The organism is Sphingomonas spermidinifaciens (genome assembly GCF_002351485.1).
GTDB classification, from domain to species: Bacteria; Pseudomonadota; Alphaproteobacteria; order Sphingomonadales; family Sphingomonadaceae; genus Sphingomonas; species Sphingomonas spermidinifaciens.
The window spans coordinates 1,050,018-1,073,811 of sequence record NZ_NWMW01000002.1; the positions used below are offsets into that span (position 1 = coordinate 1,050,018).

17 protein-coding genes are annotated in these 23,794 nt (G+C 68.9%); 6 read left to right on the top strand and 11 right to left on the bottom strand.

Translation table 11 applies throughout. From position 1 onward, the window contains the following. Nucleotides 1-24: 24 nt before the first annotated feature. Both COC42_RS15015 and COC42_RS15020 read left to right on the top strand, forming a co-directional pair. The gene (locus COC42_RS15015; RefSeq protein WP_096344068.1) at nucleotides 25-1,263 is read left to right on the top strand and encodes a TIGR04063 family PEP-CTERM/XrtA system glycosyltransferase; all 1,239 of its coding nucleotides are present in this window, start codon (nucleotides 25-27) and stop codon (nucleotides 1,261-1,263) included. Further along, nucleotides 1,260-2,015 carry a hypothetical protein gene (locus tag COC42_RS15020; protein ID WP_096344069.1) on the top strand — a complete coding sequence of 252 codons (756 nt, stop codon included), beginning with the start codon at nucleotides 1,260-1,262 and terminating at the stop codon, nucleotides 2,013-2,015. Before COC42_RS15015 ends, COC42_RS15020 begins: the two co-directional genes overlap by 4 nt. On the opposite strand, the gene COC42_RS15025 is transcribed toward COC42_RS15020, so the two are convergent. Both COC42_RS15025 and COC42_RS17765 read right to left on the bottom strand, forming a co-directional pair. Continuing rightward, nucleotides 2,012-2,326: a hypothetical protein gene (locus tag COC42_RS15025; protein WP_096344070.1), complete on the bottom strand. Its 315-nt coding sequence runs from the start codon at nucleotides 2,324-2,326 to the stop codon at nucleotides 2,012-2,014. The genes COC42_RS15020 and COC42_RS15025 overlap by 4 nt on opposite strands. Then, on the bottom strand, nucleotides 2,326-2,502 hold the full coding sequence (locus tag COC42_RS17765) for a hypothetical protein (RefSeq protein ID WP_176484705.1): 177 nt from the start codon (nucleotides 2,500-2,502) through the stop codon (nucleotides 2,326-2,328). Before COC42_RS17765 ends, COC42_RS15025 begins: the two co-directional genes overlap by 1 nt. Before the next feature lie 90 nt (nucleotides 2,503-2,592). Between COC42_RS17765 and COC42_RS15030 the strand changes: the two genes are divergently transcribed. Continuing rightward, nucleotides 2,593-3,213: a S24 family peptidase gene (locus tag COC42_RS15030; protein ID WP_096344071.1), complete on the top strand. Its 621-nt coding sequence runs from the start codon at nucleotides 2,593-2,595 to the stop codon at nucleotides 3,211-3,213. On the opposite strand, the gene COC42_RS15035 is transcribed toward COC42_RS15030, so the two are convergent. Further along, nucleotides 3,208-3,387 carry a hypothetical protein gene (locus tag COC42_RS15035; RefSeq protein ID WP_096344072.1) on the bottom strand — a complete coding sequence of 60 codons (180 nt, stop codon included), beginning with the start codon at nucleotides 3,385-3,387 and terminating at the stop codon, nucleotides 3,208-3,210. The two genes, COC42_RS15030 and COC42_RS15035, sit on opposite strands and share 6 nt — an antisense overlap. 157 nt (nucleotides 3,388-3,544) lie before the next feature. Between COC42_RS15035 and COC42_RS15040 the strand changes: the two genes are divergently transcribed. Continuing rightward, nucleotides 3,545-3,757 (top strand): hypothetical protein, encoded by a 213-nt coding sequence (locus COC42_RS15040; protein ID WP_096344073.1) that lies wholly within the window; start codon nucleotides 3,545-3,547, stop codon nucleotides 3,755-3,757. Here COC42_RS15040 and COC42_RS15045 read toward each other — a convergent pair. Genes COC42_RS15045 through COC42_RS15070 form a run of 6 tightly spaced genes read right to left on the bottom strand, consistent with a single transcriptional unit; the run spans nucleotide 3,751 to nucleotide 12,630 of the window. After that, entirely contained in the window at nucleotides 3,751-5,541 is a 1,791-nt protein-coding gene (locus COC42_RS15045; protein ID WP_096344074.1) for a glycoside hydrolase family 9 protein, read from the bottom strand. The two genes, COC42_RS15040 and COC42_RS15045, sit on opposite strands and share 7 nt — an antisense overlap. 13 nt (nucleotides 5,542-5,554) lie before the next feature. Next, the gene (locus COC42_RS15050; RefSeq protein ID WP_096344075.1) at nucleotides 5,555-6,580 is read right to left on the bottom strand and encodes a cupin-like domain-containing protein; all 1,026 of its coding nucleotides are present in this window, start codon (nucleotides 6,578-6,580) and stop codon (nucleotides 5,555-5,557) included. Continuing rightward, complete coding sequence (locus COC42_RS15055; RefSeq protein WP_096344076.1) at nucleotides 6,577-8,109, bottom strand: tryptophan halogenase family protein; 1,533 nt, start codon at nucleotides 8,107-8,109, stop codon at nucleotides 6,577-6,579. The genes COC42_RS15050 and COC42_RS15055 overlap by 4 nt, the downstream gene beginning before the upstream one ends. Next, nucleotides 8,106-9,701, bottom strand: a complete 1,596-nt coding sequence (locus tag COC42_RS15060; protein WP_096344077.1) for a tryptophan halogenase family protein — start codon at nucleotides 9,699-9,701, stop codon at nucleotides 8,106-8,108. The genes COC42_RS15055 and COC42_RS15060 overlap by 4 nt, the downstream gene beginning before the upstream one ends. After that, on the bottom strand, nucleotides 9,698-11,107 hold the full coding sequence (locus COC42_RS15065; protein ID WP_096344248.1) for a tryptophan 7-halogenase: 1,410 nt from the start codon (nucleotides 11,105-11,107) through the stop codon (nucleotides 9,698-9,700). Before COC42_RS15065 ends, COC42_RS15060 begins: the two co-directional genes overlap by 4 nt. A gap of 11 nt (nucleotides 11,108-11,118) precedes the next feature. Then, nucleotides 11,119-12,630 (bottom strand): tryptophan halogenase family protein, encoded by a 1,512-nt coding sequence (locus COC42_RS15070; RefSeq protein ID WP_096344078.1) that lies wholly within the window; start codon nucleotides 12,628-12,630, stop codon nucleotides 11,119-11,121. A 235-nt stretch (nucleotides 12,631-12,865) separates the two neighbouring features. Between COC42_RS15070 and COC42_RS15075 the strand changes: the two genes are divergently transcribed. Further along, nucleotides 12,866-16,345 carry a TonB-dependent receptor gene (locus tag COC42_RS15075; protein ID WP_096344079.1) on the top strand — a complete coding sequence of 1,160 codons (3,480 nt, stop codon included), beginning with the start codon at nucleotides 12,866-12,868 and terminating at the stop codon, nucleotides 16,343-16,345. A gap of 118 nt (nucleotides 16,346-16,463) precedes the next feature. Here the strand turns inward: COC42_RS15075 and COC42_RS15080 are convergent, their stop codons facing one another. Both COC42_RS15080 and COC42_RS15085 read right to left on the bottom strand, forming a co-directional pair. Next, entirely contained in the window at nucleotides 16,464-18,887 is a 2,424-nt protein-coding gene (locus tag COC42_RS15080) for a glycoside hydrolase family 3 protein (RefSeq protein ID WP_425442859.1), read from the bottom strand. Nucleotides 18,888-18,919: 32 nt separating this feature from the next. Next, complete coding sequence (locus COC42_RS15085; protein WP_245844192.1) at nucleotides 18,920-20,074, bottom strand: endo-1,4-beta-xylanase; 1,155 nt, start codon at nucleotides 20,072-20,074, stop codon at nucleotides 18,920-18,922. Between the two features lie 267 nt (nucleotides 20,075-20,341). Here COC42_RS15085 and COC42_RS15090 point away from each other — a divergent pair, with 267 nt between their 5' ends. Then, nucleotides 20,342-23,782, top strand: coding sequence for a S8 family serine peptidase (locus tag COC42_RS15090; protein WP_096344081.1), 3,441 nt, complete (start codon nucleotides 20,342-20,344; stop codon nucleotides 23,780-23,782). Nucleotides 23,783-23,794: the final 12 nt, after the last annotated feature.

Below are 23,794 nucleotides of genomic sequence, written 5' to 3' on the forward strand. Positions count from 1 at the left end.
AGCCTGTCGTGCCATGCCCCTCTCATGCGCATCCTCCACGTCCTCGACCACGGCCTGCCGCTTCACAGCGGCTACAGCTTTCGTACCCGCGCGATCCTGAAGGCGCAGGTGGCGCGCGGCTGGGCCGTCGCAGGGGTGACTGGCCCGCGCTACAACGTCGTCGATGCGCCGGTCGAAACCTTCGACGGCCTCGACTTTCATCGCAGTTCGATGCGCCCCGCCGGGCCGCCGCCGCTCGGCGAGTGGCGCGAGATCGGTGTGTTTGCCCGCGCGATCGAGCGGGCGGTCGATGCCTTCCGTCCCGACATCCTCCACGCGCATTCGCCGGTGATGGGCGCGCTCGCCGCGCTGCGCGTGGCGAAGAAGCGGGGCTTGCCGCTCCTTTACGAAATCCGCGCCTTCTGGGAGGATGCGGCGGTCGGCAACGGGACGGGGCGCGAGGGATCGGCCAAGTACCGGCTGACCCGCGCGCTCGAAACCTGGGCATGCCGCCGCGTCGATGCGGTGAGTGTGATCTGCGAGGGACTGCGCGGGGACCTGATCGCGCGCGGCATTCCGGGGCAGAAGATCATGGTTAGCCCCAACGGCGTCGACCTGTCGCTGTTCGGCGAGCCGCTGGCGCGCGACGAGGCGCTGGCCGCCGAGCTGGGCATGGGGCACGAGGTCGCCGGCTATGTCGGCAGCTTCTACGACTATGAGGGTCTCGACGACCTGATCGCGGCGATGCCCGCGCTGGTGGCGAAGCGCCCGCAGGCGCAACTGCTGATGGTCGGCGGCGGGCCGATGGAGCCTCAGCTGCGCGCCGCGGCGGCCGCGTCGCCGGTCGCGAGCCGCATCCGTTTCGTCGGTCGCGTGCCGCATAACGAGGTCGAGCGCTATTACAGTCTGATCGACGTTCTCGCCTATCCGCGCAAGCATATGCGCCTCACCGATCTCGTCACGCCGCTGAAGCCGCTCGAAGCGATGGCGCAGCGCCGGCTGGTCGCCGCCTCTAATGTCGGCGGGCATCGCGAGCTGGTCGAGGACGGGGTGACGGGCACGCTGTTCGCGCCCGATAATCCCGCGGCGCTCGCCGATTCGCTCGCCGCCCTGTTCGCCGATCGCGCCGGCTGGGACGCTCGGCGTGCGCGGGCGCGCGCCTTCGTCGAACGCGAGCGTAACTGGTCGTCAAATATTTCGCGCTACCAACCTGTTTACCAACGGCTTTCAAACGCCGCAGCAATGGACGAATCATGGTCGCGCTTACCGCCAGTCAACGCATGAACTTCGATCCCCGGCTGATTGCCGCGGCCATCGTCGCCGCTGCCGCTGGGGCCGTCGCGGCCCTCCTGCCCAGCTGGCGTATCGAGTCGCTGGTGATCGAGACGGGGCTGCCCGCACTGCTGCCCGCCGCCGCGCCGCCGCTTGGGACCACCTTTCGCGGCGCGCTGATCGTGTTCGCGATGCTGGGGGCGGGCGGGGCGACCTTTGCCGCTGTCCAGCGCCTCGCCCCTGCGCGCCGCGTCGTCCGCACCGTGGTGCGCCGCGCCGACCGCCATCCCGACGCGCCCGTGCGCGAGCCGGTGAAGGCGATGCGCGACCTCGGCACGCCGTTCCTCGACGTCGGTGGCGCCCCGCCGCCGGAACGCGACATCCCCCGCGACCTCGATCAGCCGCTCGCCGCGTTCGATCCGGCCGCCATCCCCGCTGAGCCGCTGACGCCGAGCGAGCCCGTCAAGCCACTTTTCCGCGCCGAGCCCGCACGCGAGCCCGACCCGGTGGTCGAGCATGTCCGCATCGAGACCTTCGAGGTGACGCCGACCCAGCGTGGCGCTTCGCTCGCGCCGGTGCCCGACTGGAGCGCCGATCGTCCGATCGCCGCACCCGAGACCGAGGCGACGATCCATGCGTTGCTCGACCGGCTCGAGCGCGGCGTGCGTCGGCGCGGCGGCGGGCCGGCACTGGTCGAGCGCGCCCATTCGGGCGACCTTGACGAGGCGCTGGCGATGCTCCGCCGCTTCGCCGCCGCGCGCTAAGCGGTCTCGACCGTCAGCGCCTCAACGCGGGCGCAGACCGACCGCTCGCCGACTCGCGTGGCGACCACGGTGCAATCGGCCATCAATTGTCCCCGCATCGGCAACTCGGCCTCGCCCAGCGCGCCGAGCCAGGCGCGCGAGGCGCGGTCGCCGCCCACCTCCAGATCGAGCACGTGACGCGCGCCGGCAAAGGTCGCGCTCGCCCAGCGCGTGGCGCTCGCCTCGACGATGCGCATCGGCACGCCGGCAGCGGCGGCCGACAGGTTGAGCGCGCGCTCGACCAGCGCGCCGGCATCGGGTCCGCGCGCCATCAGCGGGCCTCCCCCGCCAGATAGGCCTCGATCCGCTCGCGCATCGACGGTCCAGGTTCGCGTCCGCGGCGCATGTCGAGGACGAGGCGCGGGTCGCGCGCCACCCGTCGCCCGAACAATGTGACCGGCGTGCCCGTCGCCTTCAGATGTGCCTCGATTCGCGGCAGCAACTCCATCTCGCATCTCCCGTTCGCGACTCCGTTGTTCTATTTCTGTTCTCGCATTCCCAACTTGTCTAGGAAAAATCCTATGGCTATGACTGGATCATGCTGGTCGAGGATCCGAGGGCGGCGCTGGCCAGGCTCGCTGCCGAGCGAGGAGTCAGCCTGTCGCGGCTGTCGCGGCTGATCGGCCGCAACCCTGCCTATGTGCAGCAGCACGTGACGCGCGGGTCGCCGCGCCGGCTGGGCGAGGAGGATCGCGAGACGATCGCGGCGTTCCTGGGCGTGGACGAGGCGGTGCTGGGCGGCCGTGCGACACGGGCGGTGCCGGTCGCCCGCTTCGACCTTGCCGCCTCGGCGGGGCCGGGCGGGCTGGCCGAGATCGAGGAGCCGCGCGCCGCGCTGATGCTGCCGCCCGAAATGCTGGCGGGGCTTGGCGTGCGCGCCGCCGACGCCTCGATGATCCGCGTCGCGGGCGACTCGATGGTGCCGACGCTCTGGCCGGGCGACGACATCCTCGTCGATGCGGCGCAAACGGCCGTGAGCGCAAAGGGCGGCGTCTATGTGCTGCGGCTGGACGAGGTGCTGATGGTCAAGCGCGTCGTGCGCGGCGCGGGGGGGCTCGTCGTCACCAGCGACAATGCCGATGCGCCGTCGCCCGGCAGCGTCGCGGCCGACCGGGTGGCGATCGTCGGCCGCGTCGTCTGGGTCAGCCGGGCCCTATGAGCGGCGATCGCGCCGCCAGATCAGGATCGAGATCACCGTCCCGACGGCGATCCCGCCGAGCAGGCCGATCGACGGCTGCCGCAGCGCGACGCCGACCACGACACCGGCCATGATCGTCAGCGCAAGGATGGCGCCGCCCGCAACGGGGCCGCGCGAGGGGCGGGGATCAGCCATGCACGCCGCCTTGCCACGTCCCGCCGCGGGACGCCAGCCGTCCCGCCGTGGCACGGCGGTCCCGGCGGGGGACAGAGCCGGAACGCGCGTTAACTTTCGTGCGTCGCACTGGACCGTCGTGCGGCCGGATTGGCACGCGCCTTGGAACACCGCGCGCATGACGAGCTTCTACCTGCCCGACGCGGCTGCGCTGCGCGATGCCGAACAACTGATCGCGAGCCTGGGCGGGGATGCCGAGAACGAGGCCAATGCGCGCGCGGTGCGCAGCCGCGACATCGGGAATCATGTCGCCTTCTGCCGCTGGCGCCAGATCGGCAGGCTGATCGCCTTCCTCGGCAATGACGTCGCCGAGCGCCCGACGCTTCACTGACGCGGCGGGCGGTCGAGATAGGCCGCCACCCAGACCAGCGGCGCATTCCAGTTGATCGCCACCTCGTTCCAGGCGAACGCACCGACGTCGTCGGCGTAGCAGCGCTGCGCCGCGCACTTGCCCTCGCTGCGCTTCGCGACGGGATCGGCGAAGGCAGTGTTGTTGGCACCGCCCGACAGCGTGCCCGGCGGCGGGCCGGGCAGGCTGGGATCGAGGCTGGGCGCCCAGAAGCGGTGGTGCGGGTTGGCGAGCGGCTTCCACCCGAATCCGGCGACATAGGACTGGTCGATCGGGTTGCGGCCGAGCACGTAGTCGGCCGCGTCGATCATGCCCTCGCGATACTTGGCCGCGCCGGTCAGCCGGTGCGCGACGCCGAGCACCATGCCGCGATTGAGGATCGCGCCGTTCGATCCCCAGGGATAGCGCGTGCCGCCATAGGGCAGGCGATAGCCCGCCCGGTCGCGTTCGGCGAGGAAGCGGTCGGCAAGCGCAACGATGCGCGCGCGCTCGTGGGTCGCGATCGCGGGGTCGATACCGGGCGCGGTGGCGAGGCTGATCGTGCCGAGCAGCGCCACGTCGCTCCAGCTCGGCTCGCGCGTCGCGGCGTCGGCCCAGCGGCCCGAGCGGGTAAGGACGGCGCGATAGGCGGGGTCGCCGGTCGTGGCGAACAGCTCGGATGCCGCCCAGAAGAACTCGTCCGCGACCTCGCCGTCGCCATAGCCGCCGCTGCCGGTGAAGGCGGTCGCGGCATAGACGTTCGGGTTGCGCTCGGCGGCGGCGAAGGCGCGCTTGGCGGCCTCCAGACACCTGGCGGCGAAGGCGGGGTCGGTCGTCCGCCACAGCCGCGCGCCCTGTGCCGCGACGGCCGCGAGGTTGAGCGTCGCCGCGGTGCTCGGCGGATAGAGGAGGCGCGCCTCGCGATCGTCAGCCGGCCGCATTGGCAGGCGCGTCCAGTTGGCGTCGGCGATCTTGTGATGCGCCATGCCGCCCGCGTCGAGCATCGTCAGATTCATCGCCCCGCCGCCGCGCTGATGGCCGACGGGCAGCGGCGTCCGCGTCCCCTCCGGCACCTGCATCTTCAGCATGAACTCGAGCTGGTAGCGCGCCTCGTCGAGCAAGTCGGGGACGCCGTTCCCCGCCTCGGGCAGCGCGGCGCTCCGGTCGGGAAAGGGGGCGGCGACCTCGTGCAGGTTGAGGAGCGTCCACAGCGCGATGCCGCCGTTGACGACATACTTGCCGTGGTCGCCCGCATCGTACCAGCCGCCGGTCACGTCGATCGTATAGGCGCAGCCCGGCCAGTCGGTGCCGCGCGGGTCCTTGCCCTTGAAGCAGGCGGCGACCTCTCTGGGATGGCCGGCGGGGCGTGCCCAGCGGTCGCCCCCGGCGAAGCGCGCCTCGATCGGCACGCCCGCGCGCTGCTGATAGAAAAAGTTGAGCGCCCCCTTGGCAAGCGGCGCAAAGAGGCCGGCGCGCACGGCGAAGGGCCGGCTCTCCGCCCCGGCGATGGCGAGGCGATATTCGCCCGGCGCCGTGACCGCGCCGAAGTCGACGATCTGCAAGCGGTCGCCCGATGCCTCGTCAAAGCCGCCGGGCTGCGTCCGCCCGCTCGCCACCACCTTGCCCGCAGCGTCGAGTACGCGCCATTCGAGCGGCGCATCGCCGTTGGTGGCGACGATCGCGCGCTTGGGACCATCGGGCAGGAAGCCGAGCTGGCTCAGATGGATGGCCGGCGGCGGGGTCTGGGCCGCTACCGCTAACAGCGCGACGGGCGCGAGCATCTTCATGGGTCAGCGTTCCTTAGGTGGATTGAGCAAGCTGGTGGAGCAGCGTCGCGCGGATGCGCCCCGCTTTTTCGGCATCGATCTCGCCCAGCACGCCGCGGACCTCGGCGGGCAGATGCTCGGCGGGCTGGCCGCCCGTGCGAAAGACGAGATGGTCGAACATCGTCCGCCACGCCGCGCGCTGGTCGGCAGGCAACGAGCCGAGCGCCAGCAGCGCGAAGAGGAGCGCGTCATAGGCGCCCGCCTCGGGCGCGGCGGCGGGGCTCCACCACCAGTTCATCAGGATGTTGATCGGGCCGAGCGAATCGACCGCGTGCCACCAGTGAAAGGGGATATAGATCGCGTCGCCGGGCTCTAGCGTCGCTGTACGCGCGGTCTTCGCCGCGTCGGCAAAGCGCGGAAAGCGGGCGAGGTCGGGGTCGGCGGGATCGACCAGGCTGATCGGCGTGCCCGCAGGCGTCAGCTCGAGCGGCCCCATATAGAGGTTCGCGACCTGGTCGGGCGGAAACAGCGTGAAGCGCCGGCGGCCGGCCACCACGACCCCGACATTTTCCTGAAGGTCGTAATGCGTCGCCACACGGATCGCATTGCCCAGCCACAGCCGCGGCACGACGCTGGCGTCGACAAGGTCGTGCCCGTTCTCCTGCTCGAACCCGGGGACGAGCTCGCCCGCGGGGATCGACTGGACCGCCATCGCATAGGGGCGCGCCGCGCCTCGATCGCGCAGCAGCCGGTCGAGGAACGGGTCGAGCGGCGACTGGCCGCGGGTGAAATTGAGCGCGGTCAGGTCGTCGGTATAGCCGAAGCGCCCTTCGATCTCGGGCGCGCCGACGATCGCGTTGACGGGATTGGGGTGGCTGAAGCGCTTGAGATAGGCGACCAGCGCCTCGTCGCTCTCACGTGCGGCGCGCACCACCGGCCAGTCGCGCCCAAGGCCGCGGATGACGACGGGCTCGGCTCCGGGCCGGATCTCCGCATCGAAGGCGGCGCGGGTCAGCCCCTCGACCTCGCGGATCGGGGCGGGCGGGGGAAGCGCGGTCACGACGCGCGCTTGAGCGGCGTGAGGTCGCAGCCGATGCGACGCAAAAAGCCCTCATGGTCGGGCATCGCCGCCGCGGTCTGTGCCACCACCTCGCGGATATGCGCCACGCGGCGCAGCGTCTCCTCGTCGGGCAGCAGGTCGGCGACGGGGTGATAGCCGCCCGCCTCGATCCCTTGCCCGACCATCACCGACAGCCAGCTCGTCTCGGTGAACAGTTCCTCATGCTCGCGAAAGATGCGGCCGTTGCGGCGGAACATGTCGAGCTTGTAGGCCAGCCCCTCGGGCGGGGTCAGAGTGCGGCAATAGTCCCAGAACGGCGTGTCGTCGCGCTCGGTCGCGGTATAGTGGAGGATCAGGAAGTCGCGGATGTCGACATATTCCTGCTCGGTCTCCGCATTGAACCGCGCAATCTCGAGCGGGTCGAGCCCGCGCGCGGGGAACAGCGTCATCAGTCGCGCGATACCCGACTGGACGAGGTGTATGCTGGTCGACTCGAGCGGTTCGAGAAAGCCGCCGGCCAGCCCCAGCGACACGACGTTGCCCTTCCACGCCTCGCGCCGGTGCCCCGCCTTGAAGCGCAGAGGGCGCGGCTCGGCGAGCGCGGCGCCGTCGAGATTGGCGAGCAGCGTCGCCGCCGCCTCGTCATCCGAGATATGCGCGCTCGAATAGACATAGCCGTTGCCGATCCGGTGCTGGAGCGGGATGCGCCATTGCCAGCCCGCTGGCCTGGCGGTGGCGCGGGTGAGCGGCAGACGGTCGCCGCCCGTCTCACACGGCACCGCGAGCGCGCGGTCGCAGGGGAGCCAGCTCGACCAATCCTCGAACGCCGCGCCCATCGCGCCCTCGATCAGCAGGCCGCGAAAGCCCGAGCAATCGACGAACAGCTCGCCCTCGACGCGGCGTCCGTCGGCGAGGACGACGGCGGTGACATGACCGCTCTCGCCATCCTTGAGCACGTCGACGATCCGTCCCTCGGTGCGCTTCACCCCCCAGCGCTCGGCAAGCTTGCGCAGGTAGCGGGCATAGAGCGCCGCATCGAACTGGAAGGCATAGCCGATCTTCGACAAGGGCGAATTGGGCTGGTCGGGGCGGGGGTGCGCGAACTTGCCCGCGAGCCCGCCGACGCAGCTCAGCGAATAGGCGTCGAGCGGGGTGCGGTCGCCCAGCATCCTGGCTTTCAGCCAATGATGGTGGAACTGGATGCCGCCCATGTCGATGCCGTAGAAGCCGAACGGGTGGACATATCGGTGGCCGATCCGCGTCCAGTCGACGAACTCGATGCCGAGCTTGTAGGTGGCGTGCGTCTCGCGCACGAACTCGGCCTCGTCGAAGCCGAGCATCGCGTTGTAGAGGCAGATTTGCGGGATCGTCGCCTCTCCGACGCCGACGGTGCCGATCTCCTCCGATTCGACGAGCTCGATCTCTAGCCCCGGCAGCTCGCCCGCGACGCGCGAGATGCCCGCTGCCGCCATCCAGCCGGCGGTGCCGCCGCCGACGATCACCAGCTTGCGAAGCGCGTCGTCCCTCACAGGCTGAAGCTCCGGTCGGCAAAGGGCGACTCGTTCTCGAACGAGAAGGTGGGAAGCGCCGGCTCGGCCGCGGGTGGCGCGGCGAGCGGGGAGCGTGCGCCCGAGCGTTCGATGAACTCGGCATGGGTGGGCAGGCGTTCGGCGACCGCCTGATACTCCTCGTACATCTGCGCGAGTGCGGCGGCGACCTTCTCTTCGTCGAGGGCGTCGGCCGCGGGTTCGTGGCGCTCGGGGACGATGTGCTGGCCCAAGCACACGGCGACCCAGCTGGTCGTGCCGAACAGCTCCTGCCCCTCGCGGAACACCCGGCCCTTGCCGCGGAACAGGTCGATCTTGCGCGTCAGGCTCTCGGGCACCTCCATCGTCCGGCAATGGTTCCAGAAGGGCGTGTCGCTGCGCCGCGTCGCCTTGTAATGAAGGACGACGAAATCGCGCACGTCCTCATAGAGGTCGCGCATCTGGCGGTTGTACTCGTCCCGCTCGACGGGGTCGAAACGCTGGTCGGGGAACAGTGCGATCAGCCGTGCGATCCCCGACTGGATGAAGTGGATGGACGTCGATTCGAGGGGCTCGATGAACCCGCTCGACAGGCCCAGTGCGACGACGTTGCGGTTCCAGCAATGGCGCCGCCGCCCGGTGGTGAAGCGGATGCGGCGCGGGTCGGCGAGCGGCTCGCCCTCCAGATTGGCGAGCAGTTCCGCCTCCGCCGCGTCGTCGTCCAGGAACTGGCTCGAATAGACGAGGCCGTTGCCCATCCGGTGCTGGAGCGGGATGCGCCATTGCCAGCCCGAGCCGCGGGCGGTCGCGCGGGTAAACGGATCGGGCTCGCCCGGCAGCGCGCAGGGGACCGCGACGGCGCGGTCGGCGGGCAGCCAGCGCGTCCAGTCGTCATAGCCGGTCTGGAGCGCCTCCTCGATCAGCAGGCCGCGAAAGCCCGAGCAGTCGATGAACAGGTCGCCCTCGACCCGCTGGCCGTCGGCGAGCTTCACCGCGGCGACATGGTCATCGCCCGGGCGGGTCTCGACGGCTTCGATCTTGCCCTCGACCCGCGTGACGCCGCCGCGCTCGGCATAGCGGCGGAGGAACGCCGCATAGCGGCCCGCGTCGAAGTGGAAGGCGTAGAGCAGGTCCTTGACCGCCGACTTGGCGTCGGGCGCGGGGCGGCCGAACCGGCCCGCGGCGGCGGCGACCGCGCTCATCGACCAGGACGAGATGTCGGGGATCGCGCGCCGCGCCCGCTCGCGCAGCCACAACTGGTGGAAATGGACGCCCTGAAGGTCGCGGCCATGGAAGCCGAAGGGATGGAAGTAACGCTCGCCAGGCCCGCCCCAGTCGACGAACTCGATGCCCAGCTTGAAGGTGCCCGCGGTCTCGCGCAGGAACTCGCCCTCGTCGATGCCGAGCATCCGGTTGAAGGTGAGGATCGGCGGGATCGTCGCCTCGCCCACGCCCACCGTGCCGATCTCGTCCGATTCGACGAGGGTGACGCGCGTGACGCCGTTGGCGAGGAAACGCGAAAAGGCCGCGGCCGCCATCCAGCCGGCGGTGCCACCGCCGACGATGACGACGTTGCGGATCGTGTGCTCGTTCATCTCAAAGCCTGTCGGTGAAGCGCCTGAAGGAAGGCGGCATGGGTGGGCGCGCGCGCGGCCGCGGCGGCGATCGCGTCGCGGTGGCGCGCCATGCCCGCCGCGATCGGCGCGGGGTCGATCGCCTCGACCAGCGGATCGAGGCGGCGCGGGCGGACGCCCTGGCCGAACAGCACCGCCAGCCATGAATCGCGCGCGAACGTCTCCTCCTCGTAGAAGGGCAGGCGCCCGCGCTCGGCGAATTGCGTCAGCGTGTGGGCGAGCGTGTCGGGCAGCTCGGCCGCCGCCATCTCGCGCCAGAACGGCTCCGGCCGGCGCGCGGTGACGTAGTGAAGCATCAAGAAGTCGCGCACCCGCACCGCCTCGGCCGCGGCCTGACGGTTGAACTCGGCAATCTCGACGGGGGCGCAATCGCGGCCGGGCATCATCGTCACCAGCCGGTCGATGCCGCTCAGCGCCAGATGGAGGTTGGTCCATTCGAGCGGCTCGACCACCGTCGCCGCGTCGCCGATCGCGACGACGTTGCGCAGCCAGGGTTCGGCGAAGCTGCCCGCCTCGAATGCAATCCCCTCGCGAGCGTCATGCGCGCTTGACCAGCAGGCGCCGGTGGTGGTCTCATTCAACCCTTCGATGCGGAAGCGCCAGCCCGTGGGTTGCGCTTCGACCGTGTCGAGCGAGCCGGGCGGCGCCGCGGCGGCTTCGGCCGCGATGACAAAGCGGTCGCAGGACAGCCAGCGCCGCCAATCATCGCGCGCGCCGCCCATGGCCGAGCGCAGCTGCGCCGCTGGTCCAGTCGCGTCGACGAACAGGTCGGCGGCAAGCGGCCCTGCGTTGGTATCGATCGCACGCGCGAAGCCGCTATCTTCGAGGGTCAGGGTGCGGAACGCGCCTGCGGCCTCGCGCACGCCGAGATGCAGGGCGAACGCGCGCAGCATTGCCGTCTGCGCAGGGAGGTCGAGGACCAGGCCATATTCATAGCCGTCGATCGGCGCTTCGCCAGCTGGGACGAACCGCCCCTCACGGCCGAGCATTGCGGCCGGCGCATGGCGGTCGAACGGTGCGGCATCGCGGGCGCGCAGCCAGTGCTGGTGGAACGCCGTTCCCTCGATCGCCGGGCCGTGCGTGCCATAGCTGTGGACGTAATCAGGCAATCCCTCGCCCCAGCCGACGAAGCGGCTGCCGAGCCGAAACCCGGCCCGCGTACGCACGATCGCATCGGCCTCCGACAGGCCGAGATCGCCGTGAAAGGCGAGGATCGAGGGCAGGGTGGCGGGGAAGCGGTCGGCGAGCGCGTCCGCGGGCGGGGCGATCGGCAGCACCGTCACCTCGAGCATCGGCAGCCGCCGCTTGAGCGCCGCCGCCGCCGCCCAGCCGGTAATGCCGCCGCCTGCGACGACGACCGATCGCATCGCGCCGCTGCTCACGCCGCCTCGGCCATGGGACAATAACGATGGATGAAGTCGAGATGCGCCGGCATCGCTGCGGCAGTCTCGGCGACCTCCTGATGCAGTGCCTTCATGCTGCGCAGCAAATCAGCCGACGCGGGCAGGTCGGCACGCGGATCGAAGCCCTTTGGGATCACCCGCTGGCCGAGATAGACCGCCACCCAGCTGGCATCGAGGAACACGCCCTCGCGATACTTCACGATCCTGCCCCGGCGGCGGAACAGCTCGATTTTCTCGGCCAGGCTGTCGGGGATCGGCATCGTCCGGACGTAGTTCCAGAACGCCGAATCATCGCGCTCGGTCGCGTGATAATGGAGGATCAGGAAGTCGCGGATGCGATCATATTCGAGGTCGATGATCCGGTTGAACTCGTCCCGGTCGGCATCGGCAATGTCGCGTTCGGGCCACAGCTCGACCAGCGCGGTGATCGCCTGCTGGACGAGGTAGATGCTCGTCGATTCGAGCGGCTCGAGGAACCCGCTCGCCAGCCCGACCGCAACGCAGTTGCGCACCCAGCTGCGCTCGCGCCGTCCCGCCCTGAAGCGCAGCAGTCGGGGGGAAGCCATCGGCTCGCCCTCGACCGCCGCCTCGATCGCGCTCGCCGCCTCGTCATCGGAAACGAAGGCGCTCGAATAGACATAGCCATTGCCCGTGCGGTGCTGGAGCGGGATGCGCCAGCGCCAGCCCGCGGGCATCGCGATCGCGCTGGTATAGGGGGTGACGTCGGTGCGCGTCCGGCACGGCATCGCCGCGGCACGATCGGCGGGCAGCCAGCGCGACCAGTCCTGGAACGGCTCGCCCAGCGCCTCACCCAAGAGGAGCGAGCGGAAGCCCGAGCAATCGACGAACAGGTCGCCCTCGATGCGGAGCCCGCCGTCGAGCACGATCGCGCGGATGTCGCCGCGCTCGCCGTCGAGTTCCACATCGACAACCCGGCCCTCGGTCCGGCGCACGCCCAGCCCCTCGGCCAGCGCACGGAGATAGGGCGCGAACAGCACCGCGTCGAACTGATAGGCATAACCGAAGGTGCCGGCGAGGCTCTGCGGATCGCCGGGCGTCGTGAACTTCCCCAGCCGGGCCATCATGCACGCGATCGAGAATTGCTCGAGCGGCGGCACGTCATGCCCGGCGAGGCGCGCTCGCGTCCAGTAATGGTGGAAATCGACGTCGCCCTGGCCGCGTCCGAACGTGCCGAAGGGATGGACGTAGCTGTCGCCGATCCGCCCCCAGTTGCGGAATTCGATCCCCAGTTTGAAGGTCGCGCGGGTCCAGCGCATGAAGTCGGCCTCTGCGATGCCCAGTCGCTCGTTGAAGTGGCGGATATGCGGCAGCGTCGCTTCGCCGACCCCGACGATGCCGATCGCTTCCGACTCGACGAGGTGGATCGAACAGCGTCTGGGCAGAAGGCGCGCCAGTGCCGCCGCGGCCATCCATCCCGATGTGCCGCCCCCCACGATCACGACCCGCTGTGCGTGCCCGTCCGTCATTGCCGGTGCCTTCGCCGCCCTCTCCCGATGCTCTGGCTCGACCATCATGCCGCGACCGTCAAGCCGGCGCATCGGCCGGATTGTTGCCCGGATGCAACAGTCGCGCGCTGACTTCGTATGCATCAAGAAGGGGATGTTACCGCAAACAAAATCGCTTGATCATCACCCGAAAGCACGATTACGTTCGATGATAAGACATGGCCAACATGTCAGGTGCAAATGGGGGGAGAGGATCATGGCCTTTAATGGCTCTGGCACGCTGCGCGTCGAGAACACGCGAGATTTCGGTAAATTGTTGAAGTGTGGCGTCTCGATCGGGGCGGTGTGCAGCTTTGCGCTCGCCGCGCCCGCATTGGCGCAGACCGGCGCTGCCTCCGGGCAGGGCAGTGCGGGCAGCGCGACTCCGTCCGCGCAGCCGCAGGACGGCGCGACGACGCAGCCCACCGCCGACGCACCGCTGGGCCAGTCGGCGACCACCGTCCCGGCCGACGAGGCGGGCGTCGACGACATCGTCGTGACCGGCATCCGCCAGAGCCTTGCCAATGCGCAGGCGATCAAGCGCAACGCCGACACCGTCGTCGATGCGATCACCGCGCAGGACATCGGCGCGCTGCCCGATCGTTCGGTGACCGAGGCGCTGCAGCGCGTGCCCGGCGTCTCGATCAACCGCTTCGCCGGGTCGAACGACCCCGACCACTTCTCGGTCGAGGGTTCGGGCGTCGTCGTGCGCGGTCTCAACTTCGTCCGGTCGGAGTTCAACGGCCGCAGCGCGTTTGCAGCCGGCATCGGCGGCCAGGCGCTCAACTTCGCCGACGTGCCGGCCGAACTGCTCGGCTCGGTCGAGATCTACAAGAACGCGACCGCCGACCTGATCGAGGGTGGCCTCGCCGGCACCGTCAACCTCAACACGCGCAAGCCGTTCGACAATCGGGGCTTCCATATCGGCGGCGGCGTCGAGGCCAATTATGGCGACTTCCGCAAGGAATGGACGCCGACCGCCTCGCTGCTCGTCAGCGACACGTTCGAGACGGGGATCGGCACCTTCGGCATCCTCGCCAACCTGTCCTATTCGCGCATCAAGAGCCGCGCCGACGGCATCCAGATCACCAACATCCAGACACGCGACGGAGGCAGCGCCGAAGGGGCGAACGGCGGCGGCATCCAATGCCGCAATCCGCTCCCCGGCACGGGCGACACGCAGACGCTGCCCCCGGCCGGCACCTGTGGCTTTGGCGGCACGACGCCGGGCGCCGACGGGTTCCTCGATCTGGCGGCCGGCCCGCTCTACGCGCCGATCGGCGGGCAATTCCGCACGCAGGACTTCGATCGCAAGCGCGACGGCCAGGCGCTCGCGCTCCAGTGGGAGAGCACGGACAAGCGCACGCAGATTGCCGCGCAGTTCCTTCGCTCGCACTCGACCAACGCCTGGGGCGAGCGGACGTTCGAGAGCGCGCCCGACCTTTCCGAATACAATACCTATCCCTATGGCTGCCTTCAGAACACCAACGGCCCGAACGGCGGCACGCGGGCCGAATGCCCCACGGGTACGACGCAGAATTACCAGTTCGGCGACGACGGCCTGTTCCAGAAGGGCTACATCACCCTGCCGGGTACCGGCTGGCGTACCGCGTCGAGCGGGTCGGCCACCACGACCGTCCCGACCGGCGGTATCCAGCAGTCGCTGTCGCGTCGTCAGATTTTTGAGGAGAACGAGGTCCGTGACTTGGGCTTCAACCTCAAGCACGAGCTCAATGACCGCTGGTCGATGAATCTCGATGTCGACTATACCTATGCGCGGCGCGAAAACCTCGACCTCAGTGTGTTCGGGTCGACTTTCGCCGACCAGGAGCTCGACCTAACCGGCAAAACGCCGGTCGTGATCCCGCACAAGCCCCTGACGCTCGCGGCGGACTGGGCGACGCCGAACCCGGCGATGGTCGCTGCGACCGACGAGCAGTATTTCCAGAATCGTGATTTCCAGTTCTGGCGTGCCGCGATGGACCACCTCGAAGACTCGCGGGGTTCCGAATACCAGATCAAGGGCGACTTCTCGTACAAGTTCGACGAGGGATCGTTTCTCAACCGCGTGAAGTTCGGCGCGCGCTATTCTGAGCGCAATCAAACGGTTAAGTATACGGCATACAATTGGGGTGCGATCAGCGAAGTGTGGTCGGGTGCGCCGGTGACGTTCAACCAGGGTGACACCTCGCGGTCGGACTTCTTCGCGTTCCCGGACTTCTTCCGCGGCGCGACGCCGGGTCCGGTGGGCGGCTATTACTATAATGGCGACCTGATCAACGACTATCAGGGCTCCGCGACCTACTTTAAGTCGCTGAACGACATCTGGCGGGCCCCGAACGGCGCAACCGCGACCAATCGCTGGGTGCCGGCGGCCGAGCGTCCGAACGCCATCGCCGGGTCGGCGTACCTGCCCGAAGAAATCCAGCCGGTGAACCAGCAGGACAGCGCCGCCTATGTGATGCTGAACTTCGGCTCGGACGACCCGGTTTTCGCGGGCGTCCGCGTGTCGGGCAATATTGGCGTCCGCTACGTTTCGACGAACATCCGTTCGGAAGGCCGGATCGGCGTGCCGACGCGTGAGGCGCTGGGCATCGTCGATCCGTTCAGCCGGACCGAGATCGATCCGGCCACGGGCCAGACGATCTTCACCGGTCGCTGCGATCCCCGCGTGCCCGATGGCGCACCGCCGGGAACGCCGCCGTCCCGGCCAGGCGGCATCTGTAACCTGGGCGCCGCGGGCTATGCCCAGCTCCAGCAGTTCGCCAATGGCCAGACCGTCACCGATGTCGCGCGGAACGAGTACGATTATTTCCTGCCCAGCTTCAACCTGAAGCTCGGCCTGTCGCGCGACCTGGTTGCCCGGTTCGCGGTGTCGAAGGTGCTGACGCGCCCCGACCTCGCCAACATCCGCAACTTCATCGGCGTGACGACCGATCCGAACTCGGGTGCGGCGACGGCCACGGCGGGCAATCCGTTCCTGAAGCCGGCAACCGCCTGGCAGTTCGACGCCACGCTCGAATGGTATTTCGCGCGTGTCGGCTCGCTGACGGTCAACGGCTTCTACAAGGCGGTGGACAACTTCTTCTTCTCGTCGCTGATCACCCGCGACATCACCAGCAACGGTGTCACCATTCCGGTGCTGATCCGCGGTCCGGCCAATTTCGACGGAACGGGCAAGATCAAGGGCGTCGAGGTTTCGTACCAGCAGACTTTCGACTTCCTGCCGGGCTTGCTGAGCGGCCTCGGCTTCAACGGCAACTATTCGTATATCGACAGCTCGGGCCTGCCCAACTCATTCCTCAACGGCGGCACGCCGTCGGCTGAGTCGCCGATCCCGCCGGGCAATCTGCCGCTTGAGGGGCTGTCGAAGCACAACGTCAATGCGACGGTGTTCTACGAAAAGGGGCCGGTGTCGCTGCGCGCCGCATACAACTGGCGCTCGCGCTTCCTGTTGACGGCGGCGGACGTGATCTTCCCCTTCACGTCGATCTACAATGACGAGACGGGACAACTCGACGCGTCGGCGTTCATCAATGTCAACAAGTGGATCAAGGTCGGCGTCCAGGGCGTCAACCTGACCAACGAATCGACGCGTACGCTGCAGGCGTACACGGGCGATCCGGACCGGCTGGCGCCGCGGTCCTATTTCATCAACGACCGCCGCTTCTCGTTCATCCTGCGCGGCAATTTCTAAGGGGGCGGGTGCGGTCCCGGAAGGGGCTGCACCCGAAGTGCGAAAAGGGGCGCGTCCGGTTGTCGGACGCGCCCCTTTTTTGCGTCGTCACCCCGGAAAGTCCGGGGTGACGAACCGTTCAGTTCGGACAGACGGCGCCTTCGGGATCGGTCACGAGCCGCGCATCTGCGATCGCGACCGCGAACGGCCCCGTTGCCGAAAGCGCAACCGGCACATCGACCTTGGCCATGTCGCCGCCCGCCGCCGCAAAGCATTTGAGCGGCACGCGCGCCGTCTTCCATCCGCCGCCCGCCGCGAACAGGCTCTGCGCGTTCACGCTGCCGCTGCCGAGTGACAGACGGACCGCGCCGGCGGGAGCGGTCTGGACCCGGTACTGGATCTGGAGGAGCACATCGGCATTGGTCTCGCGCGTCAGGTCGAGCTGCGGCCCGGCGATCCGCGCGGTCCCCTGCCGCCCGGCCGTCCAGGTGAGCAGCGACGCGCCTTCCTGTGTTCGCGCCGAATCTACCGCCGCTGCGGTCACGCCGTCGAGCTTCCACGCGAAGGGCGCAGGCGTGCGGCCGAGCGTGTAGAAGAGGCTGGTGTTGGCGAGGCTCGCATCGACCCCCGCGACCTCCGCAAGCTTCGGCACACGACCGGGCTTGGCGTAGGTCAGGCCGTAGCCGAGCGCGAACAGCGGGTCGTAGCCGGGCGCGCCCTTGTTGAGCGTGAACTGGTCCGCGGTCTTGGGCCAGCTATAGGACAGCCGCCCGGTGAAGTCCGTCCGCGGCCTGCCGTTGGCATCGCCAACCAGCACGTCGGCGATCCCGCCGCCCTCCGAGCCGGGCAGGAAGGCGGCGACGAACGCGTCGGACTGGTTGAGCTCGGGATTCACCCAGAGCGGACGGCCCGACAGGAACACCGATATGACGGGGATGCCCGCCGCCTTCAGCCGCTTGAGCGTCGCCAGCGCCTGCTTGTCGCCCGCCTGGAACTCGAGCGTGCGGGTGTCGCCGCGCATCTCGGCATAGGGCATCTCGCCGAACACGACGACGGCGACGTCGGGCTTCGTCGTGAACTTGCCCTCGACGTTCAGCTCCGCGCTGCCGCCGCCCTGGCGCATCGCTTCGGCAATGCCGGCATAGATCGACTGGGCATTTGGGAAGTCGGCGGGCTTGTTGCCGTCGCCTTGCCAGCTCAGCGTCCAGCCGCCCGCCTGCAGGCCCACATCGTCGGCGTGGGTGCCCGCCACAAGGATGCGCGCGCTTGCCTTCAACGGCAGTACGCCGTCGTTCTTGAGGAGCACCAGCGACTTTCGTACCGCCTCGCGCGCGATCGCGCGGTGGGCGGCGCTGCCGATCACGCCGGCGCGGTCCTCATAGGGGCGGGCGGCGTCGAACAGGCCGAGCTTGAACTTGACGCGCAGGATGCGGCGCACTGCATCGTCGATCCGCGCCATCGGGATCGTGCCGGCTCGCGCCTGCTTCACCGTGTTGTCGAACAGGCCCTTCCAGCTGTCGGGCGCCATCGCCATGTCGAGGCCGGCGTTGAAGGTCTGCGCGCAGTCCTCCTTGGTACAGCCGGGAATCTGCCCATGGCCGTTCCAGTCGCCGACGACGAAGCCGGCAAAGCCCATCCGCTCCTTGAGCACGTCGGTCAGCAGGCTCTTGTTGCCATGCATCTTGCGGCCCTGCCACGAGCTGTACGAGGCCATGACCGTCATCGTGCCCGCGTCGATCGCGGAGGGATAGCCGGCATTGTGGATGCGGATCAGCGTCGGCTCGTCGATCTGGTCGTCGCCCTGGTCGATGCCGTCCTTGGTGCCGCCGTCGCCGAGAAAATGCTTGGCGCTTGCCGCCACGCGCCCCTGCTGGATCGTACCCTGGCCGGGCGCGCCCTGAAGCCCCGCGATCATCGGCGCGGCATAGCTGCGCACCAGCGCCGGATCCTCCGAATAGCCCTCGTACGTCCGGCCCCAGCGGTCGTCCTGCGGCACCGCCAGCGTCGGGCCGAACGCCCAGGTGATGCCCGCGGCGGCGGTCTCCTTCGCCGTCGCTTCGCCGATGCGGCGGATCAGGTCGGGATCGTGCGCCGCGCCGAGGCCGATATTGTGCGGAAAGAGCGTCGCGCCGACGACGTTGTTGTTGCCGTGGACGGCATCGACGCCGAAGATCAGCGGGATCGGCGTGTGGCCCGCGCGCCGCTCCATCGCCACCGCCTCGAAGGCGCGGCTGGTCGCGGTCCAGTCGGGACCGGGCGAGCGGTCGGGCTTGCCGAGCGGCGGCGAACTGCCCCCAGCCAGTATGGAGCCGAGCGGATATCGCCGCAGATCCTCGGGCTTGATCGCGCCGATATCGGCCTGGATCATCTGCCCGACCTTTTCCTCCAGCGTCATTTTCGCCATCAGCGCGGTGATCTTCGCCTCGGTCGCGGCATCGATCAGGCCCTGGCTCTTGGCGGTCGGCCAGAGCTGTGGGTGGGCGATCCCCTGCGTCCCTGCATCCTGCGCAAGCGCAGTGGTGGCGAGCAGCGCGGACAGCGCGGCTGCGGCAGTCTTCTTCATCATATCCCCCGTCTTTTCTTGTCTTGATCAGGTCAGCGTTCGGGCGCCGCGGTCAGTGCAGCCGCGACCGCGCCATAGAGCGGCTTCGGCCTGAAGTCGCGGTCGTAGAGCGTCGGGCGGCGGCGCGCCTTGTCCCCGCGCGGCTCGAACCCCTCGATCCAGCTGTAGCGGTCGCTCAGCCCCCAGGCGAGCACGTCGCGAAGCTGGCGATAGGAGAGCGTCACGTCGAGATAGGCGCGCGCATAATCGGCCACCCCGCGATCGCGTATGGCCGGGTCGGCAGGCAGGCGGTTGTCGCGCACGTCGAACTCTGTGACGACCAGCTTGTAGCCCATGCCGGTCACGGCATCGAGGAAGCGGCGCCATTCGGCCTGTTGCCCGGCAATCCCGCCCGCAGTCCCCTGCGTCACCAGATGCGATTGCAGCCCCAGCGCATCGACGGGGGTGCCCCGCTTCCTGAATCCCTCAAGCAGCTTGAGAACGCCGGCGCGGTGCGCGTCATTGCCGGGCTCCCAGCTCATATAGTCGTTATAGACGAGCTGCGCGCCCGGCGCCGCGGCGCGCGCCGTGCGGAAGGCGAGGTCGAGCGTCGGCTCGGCCCCGCCGATGGCGCGCGACAGCGCAGTTTCATAAAGGCCGCTGCCGTTGGGATTGACCGCCTCGTTGACCACGTCCCAGCTCGCGACCTGCGGTGCGTAGCGGGCGATCACCGTCTGGATGTGCTGGGTCAGCATCGCCGCGCCGGCAGTGGCGGGGCGGGGGCCGAAATCATGCGTCGCCTCCCAGCGCGGCATCCATTTGGTCTGGTGCCACAAAAGCGTGTGACCGCGCATCGCCATACCCTTGGCCTTAGCAAGGGCGACGATGGCATCGGCGCGCTCGAAGTCGAACGTAGCAGGAGTGGGGCGCAGCCGTTGCCACTTCATCTCGTTCTCGGCGACGAGAATACCGCAGTCGCGCTCGAGGAGCGCGGTGTAGCGCGGATTGCCGATGCCGCCGCGATCTGCGCCCGGCGCGCTCCAGGCGGTCGCAGAGCCGAAGCGGAGCCCGCGTGTGCGGGCGATGGCGTCGAGCCCGCGCGCAGGCGGTGCGGCGATTGAAGGCGCCGCCGCGGTCATCGCCGCTGCACCCATGAGCGTCAACGCCTCGCGCCGTGTCGCGCCGCGTGCCGCCGGATCGTCCGTCATGTCGAGCCTCCCCTCGCAGAACCGTGCCGATCAACCGTCGGCATCGTGAGGCAACACTCCATCAGATCGGCCGAACTTGGTAGCGGTAAAATACGTATGCTGTGGTCGAAAGTAGCGGGTGCGCAGCGGGTGGAGTACAAGGTTGTTGCGCAAATAGCGCAGTTTAGCCGTGTTTCATCTGGCGACGCGACCGTGGCTGGACAGTTGCGGCTGTCACGAAATAGCCTCCCCACCGGGAAAGCCGTCGGCTTTTGGGGGAGGCTCATCTTGAAGTATCATCGTTCCGACCGTCGCATCGTCCGTTCGCTGCTCGCGGCCGCGCTGCTGTCGTCCAGCGGGCTCGTCGCGGTGCCGGCCGCGGCGCAGACGGCCGCGCCGGCCGTGCCGCCGCCGCCCGCGGGCGGCTATTACATGGCCGACGGCACGCGCACCGCAGATTACAACGCCGCGCTCGAATCGTGGCGGACCGACGCGCAGTTCAGCGTCGATTACACCAAGCGCTATCTCGGTCTCGAATATGCCTATGTGCTCGGTCTGACGGGCGCGGGGCAGACGATCGGTATCAACGATTCGGGTGTGCTGCCCAATCACCCGCTTTTCCAGGGCGCGGGCAAGCTGACGGGTCTGCGCACCGTGGTGCCTGCCGCCTATGGCAATGACGGCATCGTCAATCCGCGCCGCCCGTGGGAGATTCACGGTACCCATGTCGCCGGTACGGCGGCGGGCGCGCGCATCGCAGGCGAACGGATGTTCGGCAACGCCTTCGGCGCCAACATCGTCTCGGTCACGGCCAATTTCGCCGCCGGCGACTTCCTGTGGTGGAAGGACCAGATCCTCGACGGAACCACGGTCTCGACGCCGCGCGACAACATCATCGACGCGGCCAACACCGGCATCGTCCGCATTGTCAACAACAGCTGGGGATCGGGCACGTCGCTGCCCTATACCGCCACGCTCGCACAGGCGAAGGCGGCGTTCGCTCAGAACCTCAACGGTTTCTACGATCCGGTGCTCGCCAACGACGTGCTCGTCGTGTTCTCTGCGGGCAATGGCGGCGGCGTCCATGCCAGCATTGACGCCGTGACGCCGCTCAACGACATGCGGCTGCGCTCGAACTGGCTGTCCGTCGCCAACTATCGGGCAAACGGAACCGCTGCGCCCAGCACCAGCTTCTGCGGGCAGACCGCGACATGGTGCGTCGCCGGTCCGGGCAGCTCCGTGATCTCGGGCGTCAATCTCTATACCGTCAATACCGCGGCGATCCGCGCCAAGTACACCCCGGCGATGTTCGCCGGCATCTATTCGGCGACGACGGTCGCGGCGCTCAACAACGCTGCCACCAACGCGTGGATCAACGTGCTTGTCGGCTACCTCACTCGCAAGGACGCCGCCGAGGCAGCCGGCGTCGAGTTCGACGAGGCGCGCGAGCGGACCTTTGCCGCGCAGCAGGCGGTGGCGATTTCACTCGCTTACGGCTCGCGCTTCGTCGGCGGCGACCCCAATGGCTATACCTCGACGCTCGCCAACATCCTGACCGCGAACGTCGGTCTGCTCACCCGCGGCTTCTCCGAAAGCGTGCTGGTCCAGGCCGACGCGCTCATCACCGCAGAGCTGCGCAACTTCATCAGCTATGGCGGGCCGGGTTACGGCGCGCTCACCGGCACGTCGATGGCGGCGCCCAACGTGTCGGGCTTCGCCGCGCTGCTGATGGAGTGGTTCCCCGAGTACAATACCGGCCTCATCTCCGACATCCTCGTATCGAGCTCGCTCGACCTCGACGCCGCGGGGGTCGATCTGAAGTCTGGTTGGGGCGCACCGCAGATGGGCGTGGCGCTCGCCGGCCCGACCGCGCTTCGCGAGACGCGCACCGTCGATGTCGCGACGGGCACGGTCGATCTCTGGACCAACGACATCCAGGACGCGCGCGACCGCTATTCGCCCGAAGTGCTCGCCGGCTTTCCCGACGATATCGGCGGCCTTACCAAGCGTGGTGGCGGCGAACTGATCCTCGCCGGCGACAATAGCTACAGCGGCGCGACCCGCGTCGAGCAGGGGACGCTGACCGTCAACGGCAGCCTCATCCGCTCGGCCCTGACCGCGGCAGGGGGCGGCACGATCGGCGGCACCGGCAGGCTGTCGAGCCTGGCGGTCGCCTCGGGCGGCACCGTCTCGCCGGGCGCGGCGGGCGCGATCGGCACGCTCAACGTCAGCGGCGCGGCGGTATTTACCTCGGGCGGACAGTATCTCGTCGATGTTGGTCCCAATGGCGCATCGGACCGGCTGGTCGCCGGCAGGGCGGAGCTCGGCGGCACGCTGACATTGCGTCAGGCGGCGGGCACGTTGCCGCGCTTCGGCGACGCCTATACCGTCCTCACCACGACCGATGGCGGGGTCACGGGCACCTTCGCCAACGCCACCTCGATCAGCGCGATCCTGTTCCCCGAGCTCCGCTACGGTGCGAATTCGGTTGGCGTGCGCGTCGCTGCGCGGCCCTATGCCAGCGTCGTCGCGGCGACGCCGGTGCAGACCGCCTATGCGAGCCTGCTCGACAACAACCGCGCCGCCTATTCGTCGCTGGCCGGCATCTATAGCGGCCTCGACCTCGCCAGCGTTGACACGATCCGCGGAACGCTGGAAAGCCTGGCCCCGCGGGCCGAGACGACGCGCCGCGCGATCGGCACCGTCGCACTCGACAACATGGCGCGCTTCTATCGCGAGCGGCTCGCCTCGTTGCGCACCGACAGCTTCGCCGGCGGCAGTGTCGCGATGATCGGCAAGCCGCTCGAGTTCGCGGCGAACGAGATCGCGATGCCCGGCCGCGCCTCGCAGGTCAGCGACAGTCCTTCGACGATGATGGCCGAGGGTGTCCTGCCCGAGACGGTATCCGCCTATCTGGCCGGTGGCTATATCGACGGATCGGCGGCGCCGATGCTGGGCGCGATGCCGGCGGGCGGCCGCGACCGCTTTGACGGCTTCTACATCGTCGGCGGGCTCGAGGGGCAGCTCGGCGGAAATGGCGTGCTCGGCTTCGGCCTGTCCTATTCGGACATCGACGGCGATCGCGTGATGAACCAGCAGGCGCGCGGCGAGCTGATTCAGGGCACGCTCTACGGCAAGATCGGCGCCACCGTCGGAGCGTCGCTCGATGCGCAGTTCAGTGCGGGCGTCTATCAGTCGAACGTCCGCCGGTCGGGAACGTTTGTCGGCAACGCCTATGACTTCTACGGTCGTGACGATGCGTTCACGCTCTCGACCGAAGTGGGTGCCAGCTACAATCTCGGCAGCGAGGCGTTCACCTTTGGCCCCCGCGCGGCGATCCGGGCGAGCCGCATCGAGTTCGGCAAGGTCGCCGAACAGGGCGGCGGCGGTCCCGCGCTGACGATCGACGGGGAGAAGTTCGACAGCTTCCAGCTGCGCGGCGGCGTGCAGGCGCGCGGCAATGCATCGGGCTTCCGTCCCTTCGCCTCGGCTTATGTCGTCCACGACCTCGAGGATCGACCCGGCGTGTTCCGTGCGGGCTTCCTTGGCGGCACGCCGGCACGGGCGTTCTTCCCGACCAGTTCGCAGGACCAGACCTGGGGCGAGGTCGGCGGCGGTATCGCTTTCGGCAGCGAGCGGTTCGAGTTCTCGATCGCGGCGGATACGACGATCGAGCGCGACGACGTTCGCAATCAGTCGTACCGCGCGGGCGTGACGGTCCGCTTCTGATCGGGGCGGGGG

Bases quoted from the DNA above. Each gene is read 5' to 3' on its own strand.
- COC42_RS15015 (WP_096344068.1), top strand. From the start codon at position 25: ATGCGCATCCTCCACGTCCTCGACCACGGCCTGCCGCTTCACAGCGGC.
- COC42_RS15020 (WP_096344069.1), top strand. From the start codon at position 1,260: ATGAACTTCGATCCCCGGCTGATTGCCGCGGCCATCGTCGCCGCTGCC.
- COC42_RS15025 (WP_096344070.1), bottom strand. From the start codon at position 2,326: ATGGCGCGCGGACCCGATGCCGGCGCGCTGGTCGAGCGCGCGCTCAAC.
- COC42_RS17765 (WP_176484705.1), bottom strand. From the start codon at position 2,502: ATGGAGTTGCTGCCGCGAATCGAGGCACATCTGAAGGCGACGGGCACG.
- COC42_RS15030 (WP_096344071.1), top strand. From the start codon at position 2,593: ATGCTGGTCGAGGATCCGAGGGCGGCGCTGGCCAGGCTCGCTGCCGAG.
- COC42_RS15035 (WP_096344072.1), bottom strand. From the start codon at position 3,387: ATGGCTGATCCCCGCCCCTCGCGCGGCCCCGTTGCGGGCGGCGCCATC.
- COC42_RS15040 (WP_096344073.1), top strand. From the start codon at position 3,545: ATGACGAGCTTCTACCTGCCCGACGCGGCTGCGCTGCGCGATGCCGAA.
- COC42_RS15045 (WP_096344074.1), bottom strand. From the start codon at position 5,541: ATGAAGATGCTCGCGCCCGTCGCGCTGTTAGCGGTAGCGGCCCAGACC.
- COC42_RS15060 (WP_096344077.1), bottom strand. From the start codon at position 9,701: ATGAACGAGCACACGATCCGCAACGTCGTCATCGTCGGCGGTGGCACC.
- COC42_RS15065 (WP_096344248.1), bottom strand. From the start codon at position 11,107: ATGCGATCGGTCGTCGTCGCAGGCGGCGGCATTACCGGCTGGGCGGCG.
- COC42_RS15070 (WP_096344078.1), bottom strand. From the start codon at position 12,630: ATGACGGACGGGCACGCACAGCGGGTCGTGATCGTGGGGGGCGGCACA.
- COC42_RS15075 (WP_096344079.1), top strand. From the start codon at position 12,866: ATGGCCTTTAATGGCTCTGGCACGCTGCGCGTCGAGAACACGCGAGAT.
- COC42_RS15080 (WP_425442859.1), bottom strand. From the start codon at position 18,887: ATGAAGAAGACTGCCGCAGCCGCGCTGTCCGCGCTGCTCGCCACCACT.
- COC42_RS15085 (WP_245844192.1), bottom strand. From the start codon at position 20,074: ATGACGGACGATCCGGCGGCACGCGGCGCGACACGGCGCGAGGCGTTG.